The sequence below is a fragment of the Pseudonocardia sp. N23 genome, from assembly GCF_002583555.1.
Taxonomy (GTDB): Bacteria; Actinomycetota; Actinomycetes; order Mycobacteriales; family Pseudonocardiaceae; genus Pseudonocardia.
The window spans coordinates 573,228-590,200 of sequence record NZ_BEGX01000114.1 but is presented as its reverse complement, the minus strand read 5'-3'; the positions used below and the strand labels follow the sequence as shown (position 1 = coordinate 590,200).

At 73.1% G+C, this 16,973-nt stretch carries 15 protein-coding genes; 13 read left to right on the top strand and 2 right to left on the bottom strand.

Going from position 1 to position 16,973, the window contains the following annotated elements:
* Positions 1 to 114 precede the first annotated feature (114 nt).
* The 10 genes from argS (at position 115) to TOK_RS27080 (ending at position 12,664) form a co-directional block, all read left to right on the top strand.
* On the top strand, positions 115 to 1,758 hold the full coding sequence (argS, locus tag TOK_RS27125; protein ID WP_098960779.1) for an arginine--tRNA ligase: 1,644 nt from the start codon (positions 115 to 117) through the stop codon (positions 1,756 to 1,758).
* Positions 1,758 to 3,209 (top strand): diaminopimelate decarboxylase, encoded by a 1,452-nt coding sequence (gene lysA / locus TOK_RS27120; RefSeq protein ID WP_098960876.1) that lies wholly within the window; start codon positions 1,758 to 1,760, stop codon positions 3,207 to 3,209. The genes argS and lysA overlap by 1 nt, the downstream gene beginning before the upstream one ends.
* A gap of 203 nt (positions 3,210 to 3,412) precedes the next feature.
* A complete protein-coding gene (locus TOK_RS27115) occupies positions 3,413 to 4,780 on the top strand; it encodes a homoserine dehydrogenase (RefSeq protein ID WP_098960778.1) in 1,368 nt (455 codons plus the stop codon).
* 73 nt (positions 4,781 to 4,853) lie between these two features.
* Positions 4,854 to 5,945: a threonine synthase gene (gene thrC, locus TOK_RS27110; protein ID WP_098960777.1), complete on the top strand. Its 1,092-nt coding sequence runs from the start codon at positions 4,854 to 4,856 to the stop codon at positions 5,943 to 5,945.
* Positions 5,945 to 6,853 carry a homoserine kinase gene (gene thrB / locus TOK_RS27105; RefSeq protein WP_098960776.1) on the top strand — a complete coding sequence of 303 codons (909 nt, stop codon included), beginning with the start codon at positions 5,945 to 5,947 and terminating at the stop codon, positions 6,851 to 6,853. Before thrC ends, thrB begins: the two co-directional genes overlap by 1 nt.
* Before the next feature lie 337 nt (positions 6,854 to 7,190).
* Complete coding sequence (gene rho / locus TOK_RS27100) at positions 7,191 to 9,584, top strand: transcription termination factor Rho (protein WP_098960775.1); 2,394 nt, start codon at positions 7,191 to 7,193, stop codon at positions 9,582 to 9,584.
* Positions 9,585 to 9,724: 140 nt separating this feature from the next.
* Positions 9,725 to 9,949, top strand: a complete 225-nt coding sequence (gene rpmE / locus TOK_RS27095; RefSeq protein WP_098960774.1) for a 50S ribosomal protein L31 — start codon at positions 9,725 to 9,727, stop codon at positions 9,947 to 9,949.
* An 81-nt stretch (positions 9,950 to 10,030) separates the two neighbouring features.
* On the top strand, positions 10,031 to 11,122 hold the full coding sequence (gene prfA, locus TOK_RS27090) for a peptide chain release factor 1 (RefSeq protein ID WP_098960773.1): 1,092 nt from the start codon (positions 10,031 to 10,033) through the stop codon (positions 11,120 to 11,122).
* Complete coding sequence (prmC, locus tag TOK_RS27085) at positions 11,119 to 11,994, top strand: peptide chain release factor N(5)-glutamine methyltransferase (protein WP_098960772.1); 876 nt, start codon at positions 11,119 to 11,121, stop codon at positions 11,992 to 11,994. The genes prfA and prmC overlap by 4 nt, the downstream gene beginning before the upstream one ends.
* Positions 11,995 to 12,019: 25 nt before the next feature.
* Positions 12,020 to 12,664: an L-threonylcarbamoyladenylate synthase gene (locus TOK_RS27080; protein ID WP_098960771.1), complete on the top strand. Its 645-nt coding sequence runs from the start codon at positions 12,020 to 12,022 to the stop codon at positions 12,662 to 12,664.
* 79 nt (positions 12,665 to 12,743) lie between these two features.
* Here the strand turns inward: TOK_RS27080 and TOK_RS32065 are convergent, their stop codons facing one another.
* Positions 12,744 to 12,950: a GNAT family N-acetyltransferase gene (locus TOK_RS32065; protein ID WP_141566569.1), complete on the bottom strand. Its 207-nt coding sequence runs from the start codon at positions 12,948 to 12,950 to the stop codon at positions 12,744 to 12,746.
* A gap of 316 nt (positions 12,951 to 13,266) precedes the next feature.
* Positions 13,267 to 13,947, bottom strand: a complete 681-nt coding sequence (locus TOK_RS27070; RefSeq protein WP_098960769.1) for a TetR/AcrR family transcriptional regulator — start codon at positions 13,945 to 13,947, stop codon at positions 13,267 to 13,269.
* 113 nt (positions 13,948 to 14,060) lie between these two features.
* On the opposite strand from TOK_RS27070, the gene glyA reads away from it, so the two are divergent.
* The 3 genes from glyA (at position 14,061) to TOK_RS27055 (ending at position 16,963) form a co-directional block, all read left to right on the top strand.
* Positions 14,061 to 15,341 (top strand): serine hydroxymethyltransferase, encoded by a 1,281-nt coding sequence (gene glyA, locus TOK_RS27065; protein WP_098960768.1) that lies wholly within the window; start codon positions 14,061 to 14,063, stop codon positions 15,339 to 15,341.
* Positions 15,342 to 15,377: 36 nt separating this feature from the next.
* Positions 15,378 to 16,559 carry a glycosyltransferase family 4 protein gene (locus TOK_RS27060; RefSeq protein ID WP_374754933.1) on the top strand — a complete coding sequence of 394 codons (1,182 nt, stop codon included), beginning with the start codon at positions 15,378 to 15,380 and terminating at the stop codon, positions 16,557 to 16,559.
* Positions 16,560 to 16,744: 185 nt separating this feature from the next.
* Positions 16,745 to 16,963, top strand: a complete 219-nt coding sequence (locus TOK_RS27055) for an AtpZ/AtpI family protein (RefSeq protein ID WP_098960766.1) — start codon at positions 16,745 to 16,747, stop codon at positions 16,961 to 16,963.
* Positions 16,964 to 16,973: the final 10 nt, after the last annotated feature.

The window sequence follows — 16,973 nt, the reverse complement described above, 5'->3', positions numbered from 1 at the left end:
CCGACCTCTTCCGACCACCTCGGGCACCGTCGCGCGCGCCACAAGCCGCGCGGTGCCGCAGTGTAGAAGTGCCGCCTGAGAGCACTCTGAGCAGCACCTCCTAGACTGCTCCGAGTGACTCCCGACGTGCTCGCCGACCTGGTGCGGGCCACCGCGCGTGCCGTGCTGACAGATCGAGGCCTGGACGTGGCGGCGCTGCCCGACGACGTCGGCGTCGAGCGACCCCGCAACCCCGAACACGGCGACTACGCCACGAACGTCGCGCTGCGCACCGCGAAGAAGGCGGGAGTGCCGCCGCGCGACCTCGCGACGTGGCTGGCCGAGGCGCTCGTGGCGCGTGACGGTGTCGCCTCCGCCGAGATCGCGGGGCCGGGGTTCATCAACCTGCGGCTCGCCTCGGACGCCCAGGGCGCGATGGTCGGCCAGGTACTGGCGGCCGGGCCGGCGTACGGCACCGGCGACGAGCTCGCGGCCCGCAACGTCAACCTGGAGTTCGTCTCGGCCAACCCGACGGGTCCGCTGCACCTGGGCGGCACCCGTTGGGCCGCGGTCGGCGACGCGCTGGGCCGGGTGCTGTCGGCGCGCGGCGCGAAGGTCACCCGCGAGTACTACTTCAACGACGCGGGCGGCCAGATCGACAGGTTCGTCGGGTCGCTGGTGGCGGCGGCGAAGGGTGAGCCGGCCCCGGAGAACGGGTACGGCGGCGCGTACATCTCCGACATCGCGGCGCGGGTCGTCGCGGTCGAGCCGGCGGCGCTGGGTGCCCCCGACCAGGACGAGATCTTCCGCCGCGTCGGCGTCGGGTTCATGTTCGACGAGATCAAGCAGGACCTGCACAGGTTCGGTACCGACTTCGACGTCTGGTTCCACGAGGCGTCGCTGCACGCGTCCGGCGCGGTCGACGCCGCGGTGGCGCAGCTGAAGGAGTCGGGCAGCCTCTACGAGTCCGACGGTGCGTGGTGGCTGCGCTCGACCGACCACGGTGACGACAAGGACCGCGTCGTCATCAAGAGCGACGGCAAGCCCGCCTACATCGCCGGCGACATCGCCTACCTGCGCGACAAGCGCGCCCGCGGGTTCGACCTGTGCATCTACATGCTGGGCGCCGACCACCACGGCTACGTGGCGCGGCTCAAGGCGGCCGCAGCGGCGTTCGGTGACGACCCCGCGGTCGTCGAGGTGCTGATCGGGCAGCTGGTCAACCTGGTCAAGGACGGGCAGCCGGTCCGGATGAGCAAGCGCGCGGGCACCGTCGTGACGATGGAGGACCTGGTCGATGCGGTGGGTGTCGACGCGGCCCGCTACTCGCTGATCCGCAGCTCGGTCGACTCGTCGCTCGACATCGACCTGGACCTGCTCGTCAAGCGCAGCAACGACAACCCGGTGTTCTACGTGCAGTACGCGCACGCCCGGCTGGCGTCGCTGGCGCGCAACGCCGCCGACGTCGGGCTCGAGCCGGGCGACGCGTTCGGCCTGCTCGACCACGCCCGCGAGGGCGACCTGATCCGCACGATCGGGGAGTTCCCCGAGGTGGTCCGCGCCGCCGCGGAGCTGCGCGAGCCGCACCGCGTCGCCCGCTACCTGGAGTCGCTGGCCAGCGCGTACCACAAGTTCTACGACGCCTGCCGGGTCCTGCCGATGGGCGACGAGGAGATCACCGACCTGCACCGGGCCCGGCTGGCGCTGTGCGTCGCCGCGCGTCAGGTGCTCGCCAACGGACTGGAGCTGCTGGGCGTGAGCGCGCCGGAGCGAATGTGATGAACGCACACCCCGCCGGTCCACTGCACGCCGGCGTCACCACCCCGCCGGAGACGGCGGGACCGCGCCCCGGCGACGCGGCGGCGATCGACGAGCTCGCCCCAACGGTGTGGCCGCGCAACGCCGCCCGCGGCGCCGACGGTGTCCTTCGGCTCGCCGGTGTCGACGTGCGCGAGCTCGCGGAGACGTACGGCACCCCGCTGTTCGTGCTCGACGAGGCCGACTTCCGGGCCCGCGCCGCGGAGTTCGCGGCGTCGTTCGGTGCGGGCTCCGTGCACTACGCGGCCAAGGCGTTCCTGTGCACCGAGGTGGCCCGCTGGGTCGCAGAGGAGGGCCTGAGCCTGGACGTCGCGAGCGGCGGCGAGCTCGCCGTCGCGCTGCGTGCGGGATTCCCGGCCGAGCGGATCGCGGTGCACGGCAACAACAAGTCCGTGGCCGAGCTCGTGGAGGCGGTCGAGGCCGGGGTCGGGCGGATCGTCGTCGACTCGTTCCACGAGATCGCCCGGCTCGACGCCGTCGCCCGTGACCGCGACGTCGTGGTGCCGGTGATGGTCCGGGTGACGGTCGGGGTCGAGGCACACACCCACGAGTTCATCGCGACCGCCCACGAGGACCAGAAGTTCGGCTTCTCCATCTCCGGCGGGGCCGGCAGCGTCGCGGCCGAGGCGGCGCGGCGGGTGCTCGCGGCGCGCAACCTCTCGCTCGTCGGACTGCACAGCCACATCGGCAGCCAGATCTTCGACACCGAGGGCTTCGAGGTCGCCGCGCACCGCGTGGTGCGGTTCCTCGCGGGACTGCACAAGGAGCACGGCGGCGACGCCCTCGGCGACCTCACGACGCTCGACCTGGGCGGCGGGTTCGGTATCGCCTACCGCGCCGACGAGACCCCGCTCGACGTCACCGAACTGGCGGAGGAGCTGCGCGGCATCGTCAAGCGCGAGTGCCACGCCGAGGGCCTCGACGTGCCTGAGCTGGCCGTAGAGCCCGGTCGCTCGATCGCCGGGCCGGGCACGATCACGGTGTACGAGGTCGGCACCCTCAAGGACGTCCCGCTGGGCAGTGGCGCACGGCGCTACGTCAGCGTCGACGGCGGCATGAGCGACAACATCAGAACCGCCCTCTACGACGCGGTCTACGACTGCCGGCTGGTGTCGCGGTCGACGGCGGCCGACAGCCCCGACGGTGGCGCCGAGGTGGCGCTGTCGCGGGTCGTCGGCAAGCACTGCGAGTCCGGCGACATCGTCGTGCGCGACTGCTGGCTGCCCGCCGATCTCGCGCCCGGCGACCTGCTCGCCGTCGCGGCCACGGGCGCCTACTGCTACTCGATGGCCAGCTCCTACAACCGGCTCCCGCGACCGGCCGTCGTCGCGGTCCGCGACGGGGTGGCCCGGCTGCTGCTGCGCCGCGAGACCGTCGACGACCAGTTCCGGCTGGAGGTGGGTGCGGAGTGACCCCGGCGACGGGCCGTACCGTGACGGGCTGCGAACGAGGATGATCTGACGGGCGCCCGGGTGGCGACCGTGCACTGCCGGTCCGCCACGGGGCGGTTCCGGTGCGACACCGCAGGCCGAAGACGCCTGCGCAGGTGCCTGTGTGCGCCGACGACGCCGTCGGCCGGGCGACGAGAACCACGCGCAAGGGGAGAAGCAGAGCGATGACCGACAGGGGTCCGGGCGCACCCGTGAGGGTGGCGTTGCTCGGCTGCGGCACCGTCGGCAGCGAGATCGTGCGGCTGCTGACCGACCAGGCGGACGACCTCGCCGCGCGCGTCGGCGCGCCGGTCGAGCTCGTCGGCGTGGCGGTGCGTCGCCCGCACCGCCATCCCGACCTCCCCGAGGGGCTCGTCACGACCGACGCGGAGGGGCTCGTCGGAAGCCCGGACGTCGACATCGTCATCGAGGTCATCGGGGGCATCGAGCCGGCGCGCACGCTGCTGCTGGAGGCGTTGAAGGGCGGCAAGTCCGTCGTCACCGCCAACAAGGCGCTGCTCGCCGAGGACGGCGCCGCGCTCGCCGAGGCCGCCGACTCCTCGGGCGCCGACCTCTACTACGAGGCGTCCGTCGCCGGTGCGATCCCGCTGCTGCGACCGCTGCGCGAGTCGCTGGTCGGCGACCGGATCACCCGCGTCGCGGGCATCGTCAACGGCACCACGAACTTCATCCTCTCGGCGATGGCCGCCTCGGGTGCCGGGTACGCCGACGCGCTGGAGGAGGCGACCCGGCTCGGGTACGCCGAGGCCGACCCGAGCGCGGACGTCGACGGCTACGACGCCGCCTCGAAGGCCGCGATCCTCGCCTCGCTCGCCTTCCACACCCGCGTCACCGCGGCCGACGTGCACTGCGAGGGCATCCGCGCCGTCAGCGCCGCCGACATCGCCGCCGCCGACGGACTCGACTGCACGATCAAGCTCCTCGCGATCTGCGAGCGCCTCGAGAGCGGCGACGGCGAGCCCGAGTCGGTGTCCGCGCGCGTCTACCCGGCGATGATCCCCAAGTCGCACCCGCTGGCGTCGGTCGACGGGGCGTTCAACGCCGTGTTCGTCGAGGCCGAGGCAGCGGGCCAGCTCATGTTCTACGGCCAGGGCGCCGGTGGCGCCCCGACGGCCAGCGCGGTCCTCGGCGACCTGGTCGCGGCGGCGCGCAACATCGTCATCGGCGGGCGGGGACCGCGGGAGTCGACGTACGCGAGCCTGCCGGTCCGCCCGATCGGAGCGGTCTCGACGCGCTACCACGTCAGCCTCGAGGTGGCCGACCGCGCCGGGGTGCTCGCCGCGGTCGCGAGCGCGTTCGCCGAGCACGACGTCAGCATCGCGGCCGTCCGCCAGTACGGCGGGGGCCGCAACGGCGGAGCGGGCGGCAGCGGCGCCGTGCGGCTCGTCGTCGTCACCCACGCGGCGCCGGACTCCGCGCTCGCAACCACCGTGGAGGCGCTCGGCGACCTCGACGCCGTCCGGGGCGTCGAGAGCGTGCTGCGCGTCGAGGATCTGGGCCGCTCCGTGAGCGCCCTGGGGGTGACCGGATGAGCGAGCGACAGCGAGCGAACAGTCGGCACGGCGCCTGCGCGCAGCGCCGGCCGAGCGTCAGCGAGGTCGTGCGATGAGTGCTGTCTCACCGTCGCGGACGGGCGCTGTGCGCTGGCCGGGCGTCATCGAGGCCTACCGGGACCGGATGCCGGTGCAGGACGACTGGACGGTCGTCACCCTGGGCGAGGGCGGCACCCCGCTGCTGCCGGCGCCGCTGCTCTCGGAGCTCACGGGCTGCGAGGTGCACCTCAAGGTCGACGGCGCCAACCCGACGGGGTCGTTCAAGGACCGCGGCATGACGATGGCGGTCACCGCCGCGCTGGCCGAGGGCAAGCAGAGCGTGCTGTGCGCGTCGACGGGCAACACCTCGGCCTCGGCCGCGGCGTACGCCACCCGCGCGGGCCTGACCTGCGCCGTCCTCGTCCCGCGCGGCAAGATCGCGCTGGGCAAGCTCGCACAGGCCGTCGCCCACGGCGCTCGCATCCTGCAGATCGACGGCAACTTCGACGACTGCCTCGAGCTCGCCCGCAAGACGACGTCGGACTACCCGGCGATCGCGCTGGTGAACTCCGTCAACCCGACGCGGATCGCGGGCCAGGCCAGCGCGGCCTACGAGATCTGCGACGACCTGGGCGGGCGTGCCCCCGACGTGCACTGCCTCCCGGTCGGCAACGCCGGCAACATCACCGCGTACTGGAAGGGCTACCGCGCCTACCACGCGGACGGCCTGATCCCGGAGCTCCCGCGGATGTTCGGCTTCCAGGCCGCGGGCGCGGCACCGCTGGTCGGTGGCGCCCCGGTGAAGAACCCGGAGACGATCGCGACGGCCATCCGCATCGGCGCCCCGGCGTCGTGGGGGACCGCCGTGGCCGCGCGCGACGAGTCGAACGGCCTGTTCGCCGCCGTCACCGATGACGAGATCCTCGCCGCGTACCGGCTGCTGTCGGCGCGTGAGGCCGTGTTCGTCGAGCCGGCATCGGCGGCGAGTGTCGCGGGGCTGCTGAAGGCATCGGCCGAGGGCACGCTGCCGCGCGGCTCCCTCGTCGTGTGCACCGTCACCGGGCACGGGCTCAAGGACCCCGACACCGCGCTGCTCACCGCTCCGGACCCGGAGATCGTCCCGATCGACCCGACGGCGGTCGCCGCCGCACTGGAGCTGGCCTGATGGGTGGGCCGACGGAGGTGCGGGTCCGAGTCCCCGCGTCGTCGGCCAACCTCGGACCCGGGTTCGACTCGCTCGGCCTCGCCCTGGCCCTCTACGACGAGATCGACGTGTGCGTCGACGGCAGCGACGCCGTGCGCGTCGAGGTCGAGGGCGAGGGCGCCGGTCAGGTCCCGTGTGACGAAACGCACCTGGTCGTCTCCGCGATGCACACGACGTGGGCACTGCTGGGCGAGGAGCCCCCCAGGGGACTGCGGATGCGCTGCCGCAACGCGATCCCGCACTCGCGCGGGCTGGGCAGCTCCGCGGCCGCCGCGGTCGCGGGCGCGCTGGCCGCCGCGGTGCTCGCCGGGCGCGACCCGAAGCTCGAAGAGTCGGCGTTGCTGCAGGTCACCGCTGGTATGGAGGGTCACGCCGACAACGCGGCGGCCAGCCTCATGGGCGGGTTCGTCGTCGCCTGGGAGACGCCGGGGAACACCTCCGACCGGTTCCACGCCGTCCGCCTCCCGACGCACGCCGACATCCATCCCGTCGCGCTCGTCCCGCAGATCGAGTCGTCCACCAAGACGACCCGCGGCCTGCTCCCGGAACGGGTCCCGCTGGTGGACGCGGCCTTCACCGGGAGCCGCACGGCGCTGGCGGTGCTGGCGTTCACGCAGCAGCCCGACCTTCTGCTCGCGGCCACCGAGGACCGGCTGCACCAGGGCTACCGGCGCCCCGCGTACCCGGAGTCGGCCGACCTGGTCGACGCGTTGCGCGCCCGCGGTGTGCCCGCGACCATCTCCGGGGCCGGTCCGACGGTGCTCGCCCTCACCTCCGACGCGCGCATTCCCGACGGCATCGACCTCACCGGGTTCGCCACGGTGGTGCTCCCCGTCGACATCGAGGGCGCACGGTTCGAGATCGGCTGAGAATCCGTTCTCGGCGCGCCGAGCAGGGGGTTGGTTGCCCCGATCAGGGCGGACCGTCTACCCTCGGCTTCGCACGGCGATACACGCGTCATCCGCGTGGCCCTCTCGAAGCCGGCACCCTCGCCAATCTCCTGCTGTGTGAACTGGACTGGCGGGCGAACCGGCGCCGGGGGGCCTCTTCCCCGCGACCGTCGCATCGATCGCCACCCCTTTTGTCGTCGGGACGGCAGCCGGCCACGGGCGCCGTCACCGACTTCTCGTCCGGCGGACCGTTCGGACGAGCGTGTGAATCCGCTGGTCCGGGCCGGACGACCCGGGCCGGTCAGGAAGGACCTTCGTGAGCGAGACCGATCTCGTCAGCACCGCCGCCCCTGCCAAGCGCAAGGGCTTGTCCGGCATGGTTCTGGCAGAGCTCCGCCAGCTCGCTGGTGAGCTGAACATCTCCGGTACGGCCGGGATGCGGAAGGGCGATCTGATCGCCGCCATCAAGGAGCGTCAGGGCGGGGTTCCCGCTGCCGACGCCTCCCCCCAGCTCACGCTGGGTGACTCGGCGCCGGGCAACGGCTCTGCGCGGGCCGCGAGCAGCGCTCCTGCCGAGGCTCCGGCCGCCCCCGACGTGGCTCCGGCCGCTGAGGTAGCGGTTCCCGTCGCCGACGCCGCTCCGGTCGCTCCGGTCCGTGGCCGCCGCCGCGCCGCGAGCCGCCCTGCCGGCGCGCCGAGCCGCACGGCTGCCGATGCAGCACCGGCAGGCGACACAGCACCCGCTGCGGATGCCGTGCAGGCCACCGATGCCGCACCGACCACCGGGGCGACGACCGATGCCCCGGCGGCTGCCGGGTCGCCCGCCGCCGACGCCGTGGCCGCCGCCGCGACGACGGACACCCCGGTGGAGGCCCCGGCCGCTCCCGCCGCCGAGCCTGCCGCCGCTGCCGAGACCGCTGCGACGGCTCCGTCGACCAACGGCTCGGCTGTCGCGGCCGACACCGCGACCGAGGCGCCCGCCGAGACGACCGGCCGTCGTCGCCAGACCCGGCGCCGTGGCGGCGACCAGGTCGACGCCGAGGCCGAGGCGCGCACGGACACCCGTCCCGAGACCGACGGCGGCTCCCGCCGCTCCCGCGAGGACGGTAACGACCGCCGCGGCAACGACCGGGGCAACGACCGGAACACCGATCGCGGCGACCGCTCCGGCGAGGACCGTGAGAGCGGTCGTGGCGACCGCGGCGGCCGTAACCAGCGCGGCGGCAACGACCGGGCGAACGACCAGCGCGGTGACCGGGCCGGCGACCAGCGCGGTGAGCGGGCCGGCGACCAGCGCGGTGAGCGGGCCAACGACCGCGGCAACGACCAGCGCGGTGAGCGCGCCAGCGACCAGCGCGAGATCCAGCGCGGTCGCAACGACCCGCGCGACGGCAGCGACCAGCGCGACAACCGCGACAGCCGCGACGTCAACCGCGACAACCGCGACGACGACGGGGACGACGACGGTGACGGCCGCGGTCGTCGTGGCCGCCGCTTCCGCGACCGTCGTCGTGGCCGCGACCGCACCACCGGCGGCCAGAACAACGTCGACACCGAGGTGCGCGACGACGACGTGCTGCTGCCCGTCGCCGGCATCGTCGACATCCTGGACAACTACGCGTTCGTCCGGACCACCGGCTACCTGTCGGGTCCGAACGATGTCTACGTGTCGCTGTCGATGGTGCGCAAGTACGGGCTGCGCCGCGGTGACGCGATCACCGGTGCGGTCCGCCAGCCCCGCGACGGCGAGCAGCAGCGGCAGAAGTTCAACCCGCTGGTGCGCGTCGACACCGTCAACGGACGTGACCCGGAGACCGCCAAGGCGCGCCCCGAGTTCACCAAGCTGACCCCGCTGTACCCCAACGAGCGGCTCCGTCTCGAGACCGAGCCCTCGAAGCTGACCACCCGCGTCATCGACCTGGTGATGCCGGTCGGCAAGGGGCAGCGCGCGCTCATCGTCAGCCCGCCCAAGGCAGGCAAGACGATGGTGCTGCAGTCGATCGCCAACGCGATCACGACGAACAACCCCGAGGTCCACCTCATGGTCGTGCTCGTCGACGAGCGGCCCGAGGAGGTCACCGACATGCAGCGCTCGGTGAAGGGCGAGGTCATCGCCTCGACCTTCGACCGGCCGCCGTCGGACCACACCGCCGTCGCCGAGCTCGCGATCGAGCGCGCGAAGCGCTTGGTGGAGATGGGCCACGACGTCGTCGTCCTGCTCGACTCGATCACCCGCCTCGGCCGCGCCTACAACCTGGCCGCGCCCGCGTCGGGCCGGATCCTCTCCGGTGGTGTCGACTCGACCGCGCTGTACCCGCCCAAGCGGTTCCTGGGTGCGGCGCGCAACATCGAGGACGGCGGCTCGCTCACGATCTTCGCCACGGCGCTGGTCGAGACCGGGTCGACGATGGACACGGTGATCTTCGAGGAGTTCAAGGGCACCGGCAACGCCGAGCTCAAGCTCGACCGCAAGATCGCCGACAAGCGGGTCTTCCCGGCCATCGACGTCGACGCCTCCGGCACCCGCAAGGAGGAGCTGCTGATGTCGCCCGACGAGTTCGCGGTGACCGTCAAGCTCCGCCGGGTGCTCTCGGCGCTCGACGACCAGCAGGCCATCGACCTGGTCCTCGACCGGCTGCGCAAGACGCGCACCAACATCGAGTTCCTGATGACCGTCGCGAAGTCGACACCGGGCAACGACAACGACTGACCCTCCGCGAGGAGGGACCAGGAGTGCCACCAGGGGCCGCCGGGAACAGCCGGCGGTCCTTGGTGGTTCAATTGACCGTCAAGTACCGGCTCCGGTTCACCCCTGGCGGGGACCCGGCGGCCACCACGAGAGGACCAGCCATGAAGTCGGGCATCCACCCCGAGTACGTCGAGACCACGGTCACCTGCGGGTGTGGCAACACCTTCACCACCCGCAGCACGAAGGCCAACGGCTCGATCCACGCCGAGACCTGCTCGCAGTGCCACCCGTTCTACACGGGCAAGCAGCGCATCCTCGACGCCGGCGGCCGCGTGGCCCGCTTCGAGGCCCGCTACGGCAAGCGCCCGGCGCGCAACGCCAAGTAGCTCCACCGACGGCGCCCACCACGGTTCGTGGTTGGGCGCCGTCCGTGTGTCCGGCCCCTTTCCGTCCCGCAGGAGGTGACCATGACCGAGAGCCCGGCCCCCACGGCCGAGTCGTTGCTCAGCGAGCACGCCGAGCTCGAGCTCATGCTCGCCGATCCCGCCGTGCACACCGACGCCGCGAAGGCACGCCGCCTCGGCCGTCGCTACGCCGAGATCGGCCCGACCGTCGCCGTCGCCAGGGAGCTGGCCGCCGCCCGCGACGACCTCGCCGCCGCCCGCGAGCTCGCGCACGACGACCCCTCGTTCGCCGCGGAGGCCGACGAGCTCGCCGCCCGTATCCCGGCACTCGAGCAGAAGCTCTCCGAGCTGCTCGTCCCGCGCGACCCGCACGACGCCGACGACATCCTCCTCGAGGTCAAGTCCGGGGAGGGTGGCGAGGAGTCCGCCCTGTTCGCGGGCGACCTCGTCCGCATGTACACGCGCTTCGCGGAGTCCCGCGGCTGGACCACCCAGGTGCTCGACGCCACCGTCTCCGACCTCGGCGGGTACAAGGACGTCACGCTGTCGGTGCGGTCCCGCGTCCCCTCCGCCGACGGCGTCTGGTCGGCGCTCAAGTTCGAGGGCGGGGTGCACCGCGTCCAGCGCGTCCCCGTCACCGAGTCGCAGGGCCGCATCCACACCTCCGCCGCCGGCGTCCTCGTGTTCCCCGACACCGGGGCCGACGACTCGGGCGTCGAGATCGACGAGGGTGACCTGCGCGTCGACGTCTTCCGGTCGTCCGGGCACGGCGGGCAGAGCGTCAACACCACCGACTCGGCCGTGCGCATCACGCACCTGCCCAGCGGGATCGTCGTGAGCTGCCAGAACGAGCGCTCCCAGCTGCAGAACCGGGCCCGCGCCATGGAGGTGCTGCGGTCGCGGCTGCAGGCCCTCGCCGAGGAGGAGGCCGCCGCCAAGGCCTCCGACGTCCGGCGCTCGCAGGTGCGCACCGTCGACCGCTCCGAGCGCATCCGCACCTACAACTTCCCCGAGAACCGCATCGCCGACCACCGCGTCGGCTACAAGGCGCACAACCTGTCCGCGGTCCTCGACGGCGACCTGGGCGACGTCATCACCGCGCTCGTCACGGCCGACCGGGCCGATGCCGTCGCGATCGGGGACGGCGGGTCGTGAAGCGGCTCCCGCTGCGGGTCGCCCTGATGGAGGCCGAGCGGACCCTCGCCGCGGCCGGTGTCGCCAGCCCGCGGGTCGACGCGGAGTACCTGGCCGCGCTGGTCGTCGGGGTCGACCGCGGCCGGCTGCCGACGGTCCCGCTCGTCGACGCCGACGTCGTCGACGCCTTCCAGCAGCTCGTGGCGCGCCGCGCCACCCGTGAGCCGCTCCAGCACATCCTCGGCACCGCCGTCCTCGGACCGGCCGAGGTCGCCGTCGGGCCGGGCGTGTTCGTCCCGCGCCCCGAGACCGAGCTGCTCCTCGAGTGGGGCCTGAAGGCGATCGCCGACGTCTCGTCGCCGCTGGTCGTCGACCTGTGCACCGGCAGCGGCGCGCTCGCCATCGCGATCGCCGCGTCGCGTCCCGACGCCCGCGTGCACGCGGTCGAGGCCGACCCCGGCGCGCTCGTCTGGACCCGGCGCAACGCCGACGCCCACGCCACCGCGGGCGGCACCCCGATCACCGTGCACGCCGCCGACGTCCGCTGGAACGACCTCCTGGTCGAGCACGAGGCCAAGGTCGATCTGGTCGTCTGCAACCCGCCCTACGTCCCCGACGGCACGCCGGTTCCCGCCGAGGTCGCCGACTGGGACCCGTCCGGCGCAGTCTTCGGCGGCCCGGACGGGCTGGAGATCATCCGCGCTGTCATCACCACCGCCGCGGGGCTGCTGCGCCACGGCGGCCGGCTCGGCATCGAGCACGACGACACCCACGGCGAGACCGTCCCCGCACTGTTCGCCCGCCGCCGTGTCTTCTCCGACGTCGCCGACCACCTCGACTTCACCGGCCGGCCGCGCTTCGTCACCGCGCGTCGCAGCCCGCTCGGGAGCTGATCTCCGGCGGTCGTAGAGTCGGCGGGTGACCACGTACGACTGCGCCGACCCGGATGCCCGGGCCGAGGGCCTCGCCGCTGCGGCACGCGCCGTGCGGGCGGGCAGCCTCGTCGTGATGCCCACCGACACCGTCTACGGCATCGGGTGCGACGCCTTCTCCGCCACCGCTGTCCGGTCCCTGCTGGCCGCCAAGGGCCGCGGACCCGACATGCCCGTTCCCGTGCTCGTCGGCTCCTGGTCGACGATCGACGGCCTCGTCATCGGCGTCCCCACCGCCGCCCGCGAGCTGATCGAGGCGTTCTGGCCCGGCGGGCTCTCCCTCGTGCTGCCGCACGCCCCCTCGCTGGCCTGGGACCTGGGGACCACCCGCGGCACCGTGATGCTGCGGATGCCGCTGCACCCCGTCGCGCTGGAACTGCTGCGCGAGGTCGGCCCGATGGCGGTCTCCAGCGCGAACCGGTCCGGCTCCGCCCCGGCCGCCGACGCCGCCGACGCCGAGGCCCAGCTCGGCCGGCACGTCGCGGTCGTGCTCGACGGCGGGTCGTCGGGGGAGAACGTGGCCTCGACGATCGTCGACCTCACCGCCGACACCCCCCGCGTCCTGCGCGAGGGTGCCGTGCCGCTCGCCGCGATCTCCGAGGTCCTCGGCCGCGAGGTCACCACCGTCTGACACCCGGGCGCAACCGGGTTCGCGCGCGACCTGACGGTCGCGACTCGTCGCGAGCAGGGCAGCGGGGTTGCGGGCGCGGTCAGCGCGCCATCCGCAGCTCGACCATGGCGGGGTCGCGCGGGTCGGTGAACTCCGCGCGGTCCGCCGCGAACCCGTTGCGGGGGTAGAAGGCGATCGCGCGGGCGTTGGTGCACAGCACCCAGAGCTGCGCGGGCTCGTCGCCGAGCACGGCGTCGGGCAGTGCCTGCCCCAGGCCGTTCCCGTGGTGCACGGCCAGGAGGTGCATCGCGTAGAGGTGACGCGGCCGTGCCGCGGGGAAGCCCTGCTCGGCGTCGCCTGCCCCGGGCGTCGCCGGCGCAGGCGACGCCGACGACCCCGCCCGCGAGGGTCGCGACGACGAGTCGTGCCGGCCGCCGCGCCGTCGACGCTCGCCATCCCGCGACGCCGGCACGGACCGGACGCCGGGCGATCGCGACCGCACCGTCGTCCCGGGGCCGTCGAACAGCAGTGGGGTGGCGCGCGGTGTGCCGGCCGCAACCTCACGGTCGGAGATCGCCGTCGCGCGCGCAGCGAGGTTGCGGGGCGGGTCAGGGCGGGGCGGGTCAGGGGAGGGCGAGGGCGTCGGCGTGGGTGTCGACGACCGCGCGGAACCAGGCGACGTGGTCGGTGACGATGTTGTGGGTGTGGCCGTGGAGCTCGAAGCCGATGGCGCCGAACAGGCCCGACCAGGCGCCGACGAGGCGGGCGGCGCGGACGGTGTCGTCGGTCAGGTCGAACTCGGCGAGCACCCGGCTGTCGATGGTGTCGACGCTGCCGGGCAGCGGGGTGAGGGCGCCGCTCGCGAGCCCGTCCCGGACGATCCCGACGATCACGGTGCCGACGCGCCCCGCGGGCCCGATGGTGGCCTCCGGGGCGGCGTAGCCGGGGACGGGGGAGCCGTAGAGCAGCGCGTACTCGTGCGGGTGGGCCAGTGCCCAGTCGCGCGCGGCGGCGCAGGCGGCGTGCAGCCGGCCGCGCAGGTCGGTGCGGGCGACGCCTGCCTCGGCCTGTTCGGCGGCCTCACCGAGGGCGTCGTAGGCGTCGACGATCAGCGTGGTGAGCAGGTCGTCGCGGCTGGGGAAGTAGCGGTAGACCGCGGAGGAAGCCATCCGGAGCTCACGGGCGACGGCGCGCAGGGAGAGGGCAGCGGCGCCGCCGGTGGCGAGGTGGGTGCGGGCGACGTCGGCGATCTCGCTCGTGAGCTGGGCGCGGACGCGGGCGCGGGCGGTTCGGGGCGCGGACACGGTGGGGATTCTGCCCCATTTCGAGAGCATCGGCAACCAACGAGAGCATTGCTCTGTGGGATGCGCCCCTCCCGCTGGGGTGATCGGGATCGTCGCCGGTAATCTCGGCCAACGTGAGCACACCGTTCTGGGGCCCGGACTTCGACGCACTTCAGCAGCAGGATCCCGAGATCGCGGGAGTCGTGCTCGACGAGCTCGACCGGCTGCGAGGCGGACTGCAGCTCATCGCGAGCGAGAACCTCACCAGCCCGGCCGTCCTGGCCGCGCTCGGCTCGACGTTGTCGAACAAGTACGCCGAGGGCTACCCGGGGCGTCGCTACTACGGCGGCTGTCAGGTCGTCGACGTCGCCGAGGAGATCGGCAACGCGCGCACGAAGGAGCTCTTCGGCGCCGAGCACGCGAACCTGCAGCCGCACTCCGGCGCGAGCGCGAACCTCGCCGCGTACGCCGCGTTCACCCAGCCCGGCGACACGGTGCTGGCCATGGACCTCAAGCAGGGCGGGCACCTCACCCACGGCAGCAAGGTCAACTTCTCGGGCAAGTGGTTCAACGCGGTGTCCTACACCGTGCGGGAGGACTCCGAGCTGATCGACTACGACCAGGTCCGCGATCTGGCCCGCGAGCACCGGCCGAAGATGATCATCTGTGGCGCGACGGCCTACCCGCGCCTGATCGACTTCAAGGCCTTCCGCGAGATCGCCGACGAGGTCGGCGCCAAGCTGATGGTCGACGCCGCGCACTTCATCGGCCTGGTGGCCGGCAAGGCGATCCCGTCGCCGGTGCCGTTCGCCGACGTCGTCACCGCGACGACGCACAAGGTCCTGCGCGGCCCGCGCGGCGGCATGGTGCTGTGCCGCGAGGAGCACGCGAAGGCCATCGACAAGGCCGTCTTCCCGTTCTCGCAGGGTGGCCCGCTGATGCACGCCGTGGCGGCCAAGGCCGTCGCGATGCGGGAGGCGGCGCAGCCGGCGTACCAGCAGTACGCGACGCAGGTCATCGCCAACGCGCAGGCGCTCGCGAAGGGCCTGGAGGCCGAGGGGATGCGTGCCGTGTCCGGTGGCACCGACACCCACCTCGCGCTGATCGACCTGCGGCCCATCGGTGTCACGGGCGCCGAGGCGGAGTCGCGGTGCGACGCGGCGCGGATCACCTTGAACAAGAACGCGATCCCGTACGACCCGGCCCCGCCGATGAAGCCGTCGGGCATCCGGGTCGGCTCCCCGTCGTCGACGACGCAGGGCATGGTCGAGTCCGACATGGCCGAGGTCGCGTCGTTGCTGGCGCGGGCGGTCAAGGCGCCGCAGGGCACCCCGGAGGGCGACGCCGAGCTGCGGGAGGTCGCGGACGCGGTGTCGACGCTGGTCGGACGTGTCCCGGCCTACCCGCGCGACTGACCGGCACGGTCGGTGCCGCTCGCGGTCGTCCCCGCCCTGGCACCCGTCGGTCTCGGGCTGCCCATCCGTGAGTACCTGCTCGCGGGGCTGACGGCCGCCGTCGTCACGTTCCTGCTCACCGGCCTGGTGCGTGTCCTCGCGCTCAAGGCCGGTGCGGTGGCGTGGCCGCGCAACCGTGACGTCCACACCACGCCGACTCCGCGCTGGGGCGGGCTCGCGATGCTCGGCGGGGTGTTCGCGGGCATCGGGCTCGCGTTGCAGCTGCCGGCGCTGCGGCTGGCGTTCGACTACTCCGACGACGTCCTCGGCGTGGTCATCGCGGCGGCGCTGCTGTGTGGCGTCGGGGTGCTGGACGACCGGTGGGAGCTCGACGCCCTGACCAAGTTGGCAGGCCAGATCACGGCGGCGGGCGTGCTGGTGCTGTTCGGCATCCAGTGGGCGGTGTTCTGGGTGCCGTGGGGCGGCGGCGGGCAGAGCTCGGGCTCGTTGCTGATCCTGGGACAGGGCCAGGGCGTCCTGCTCACGGTGCTGCTGACGGTCGCGCTGGTCAACGCGATGAACTTCGTCGACGGGCTCGACGGGCTGGCGGCGGGCGTCGGGATGATCGCGGCGGCCGCGACCGGTGTGTTCGCGATCGGGCTCGTGCATCAGAACGGCAACGATCCGTCGGCGTACTCGCCCGCGTTGCTGGCCGCCGTGCTGGCGGGTGCGTGCCTGGGGTTCCTGCCGCACAACTTCAACCCGGCCCGGATCTTCATGGGGGACTCGGGCTCGATGCTGATCGGGCTGCTGCTGGCCGCGGCCACGACGGGTGCCTCGGGGAAGCTCCCGATCGCCGCCACCACCGACGGCACCGACATCCTCGCGCTGTTCGCGCCCGTGATCGTCGTCGCCGCCGTGATGTTCGTCCCGCTGTTGGACCTGCTCATGGCGGTGATCCGGCGGACGCGGGCGGGGCTGAGCCCGTTCTCGCCCGACAAGATGCACCTGCACCACCGGCTGCTCGAGATCGGGCACAGCCATCGGCGCGCGGTGCTGCTGATCTACCTGTGGGCGGCGATCGTGGCGTTCGGCGCCGTGGCGCTGGCGCTCGTCGACGATCCGACGGTCGTGCTGTGGGCGGTGGGCGCCGGGATCGTCGTCGCACTGGTCGCGACGTTCGTCCCACGTGACCGCGCGCTCGCCGTGATGCGACGCGACTCACCGACGCGGCCCTGACCTGCACGGCGAGTCGGACATACTCGCCGGGGGACGTTGTCGTCCTCACAGGTCAGGGGGGTGCGGCGGGTGAAATTTCCTGTGATAGCGTCCGTTTTCGAGACCGGTCGTCGGTCGGGTCTGCCGGAGCTTGTGAAAGTATCCACAAGCTCCTGAAGGACCCGGCGACGTAGGCGAGGACACAGGTGGAGCGCAACAGTCCGCAGGGCCCGAGCGGCCCCGAGCTGGGCGATCTCCTGTCGATGGGCCTGACCATCGCGCTCTGCGTGATGGCCGGTTTCGGACTGGGTTGGCTGGTCGACCGACCCTTCGGGACGTTCCCGGTGTTCGCGTTCGTTGGCCTGTTCCTCGGAGTGGCCACGGCAGCAGGGCTCGTCTATCGACAGTTCAAGAGGTTTCAGTGACGAAACGAGG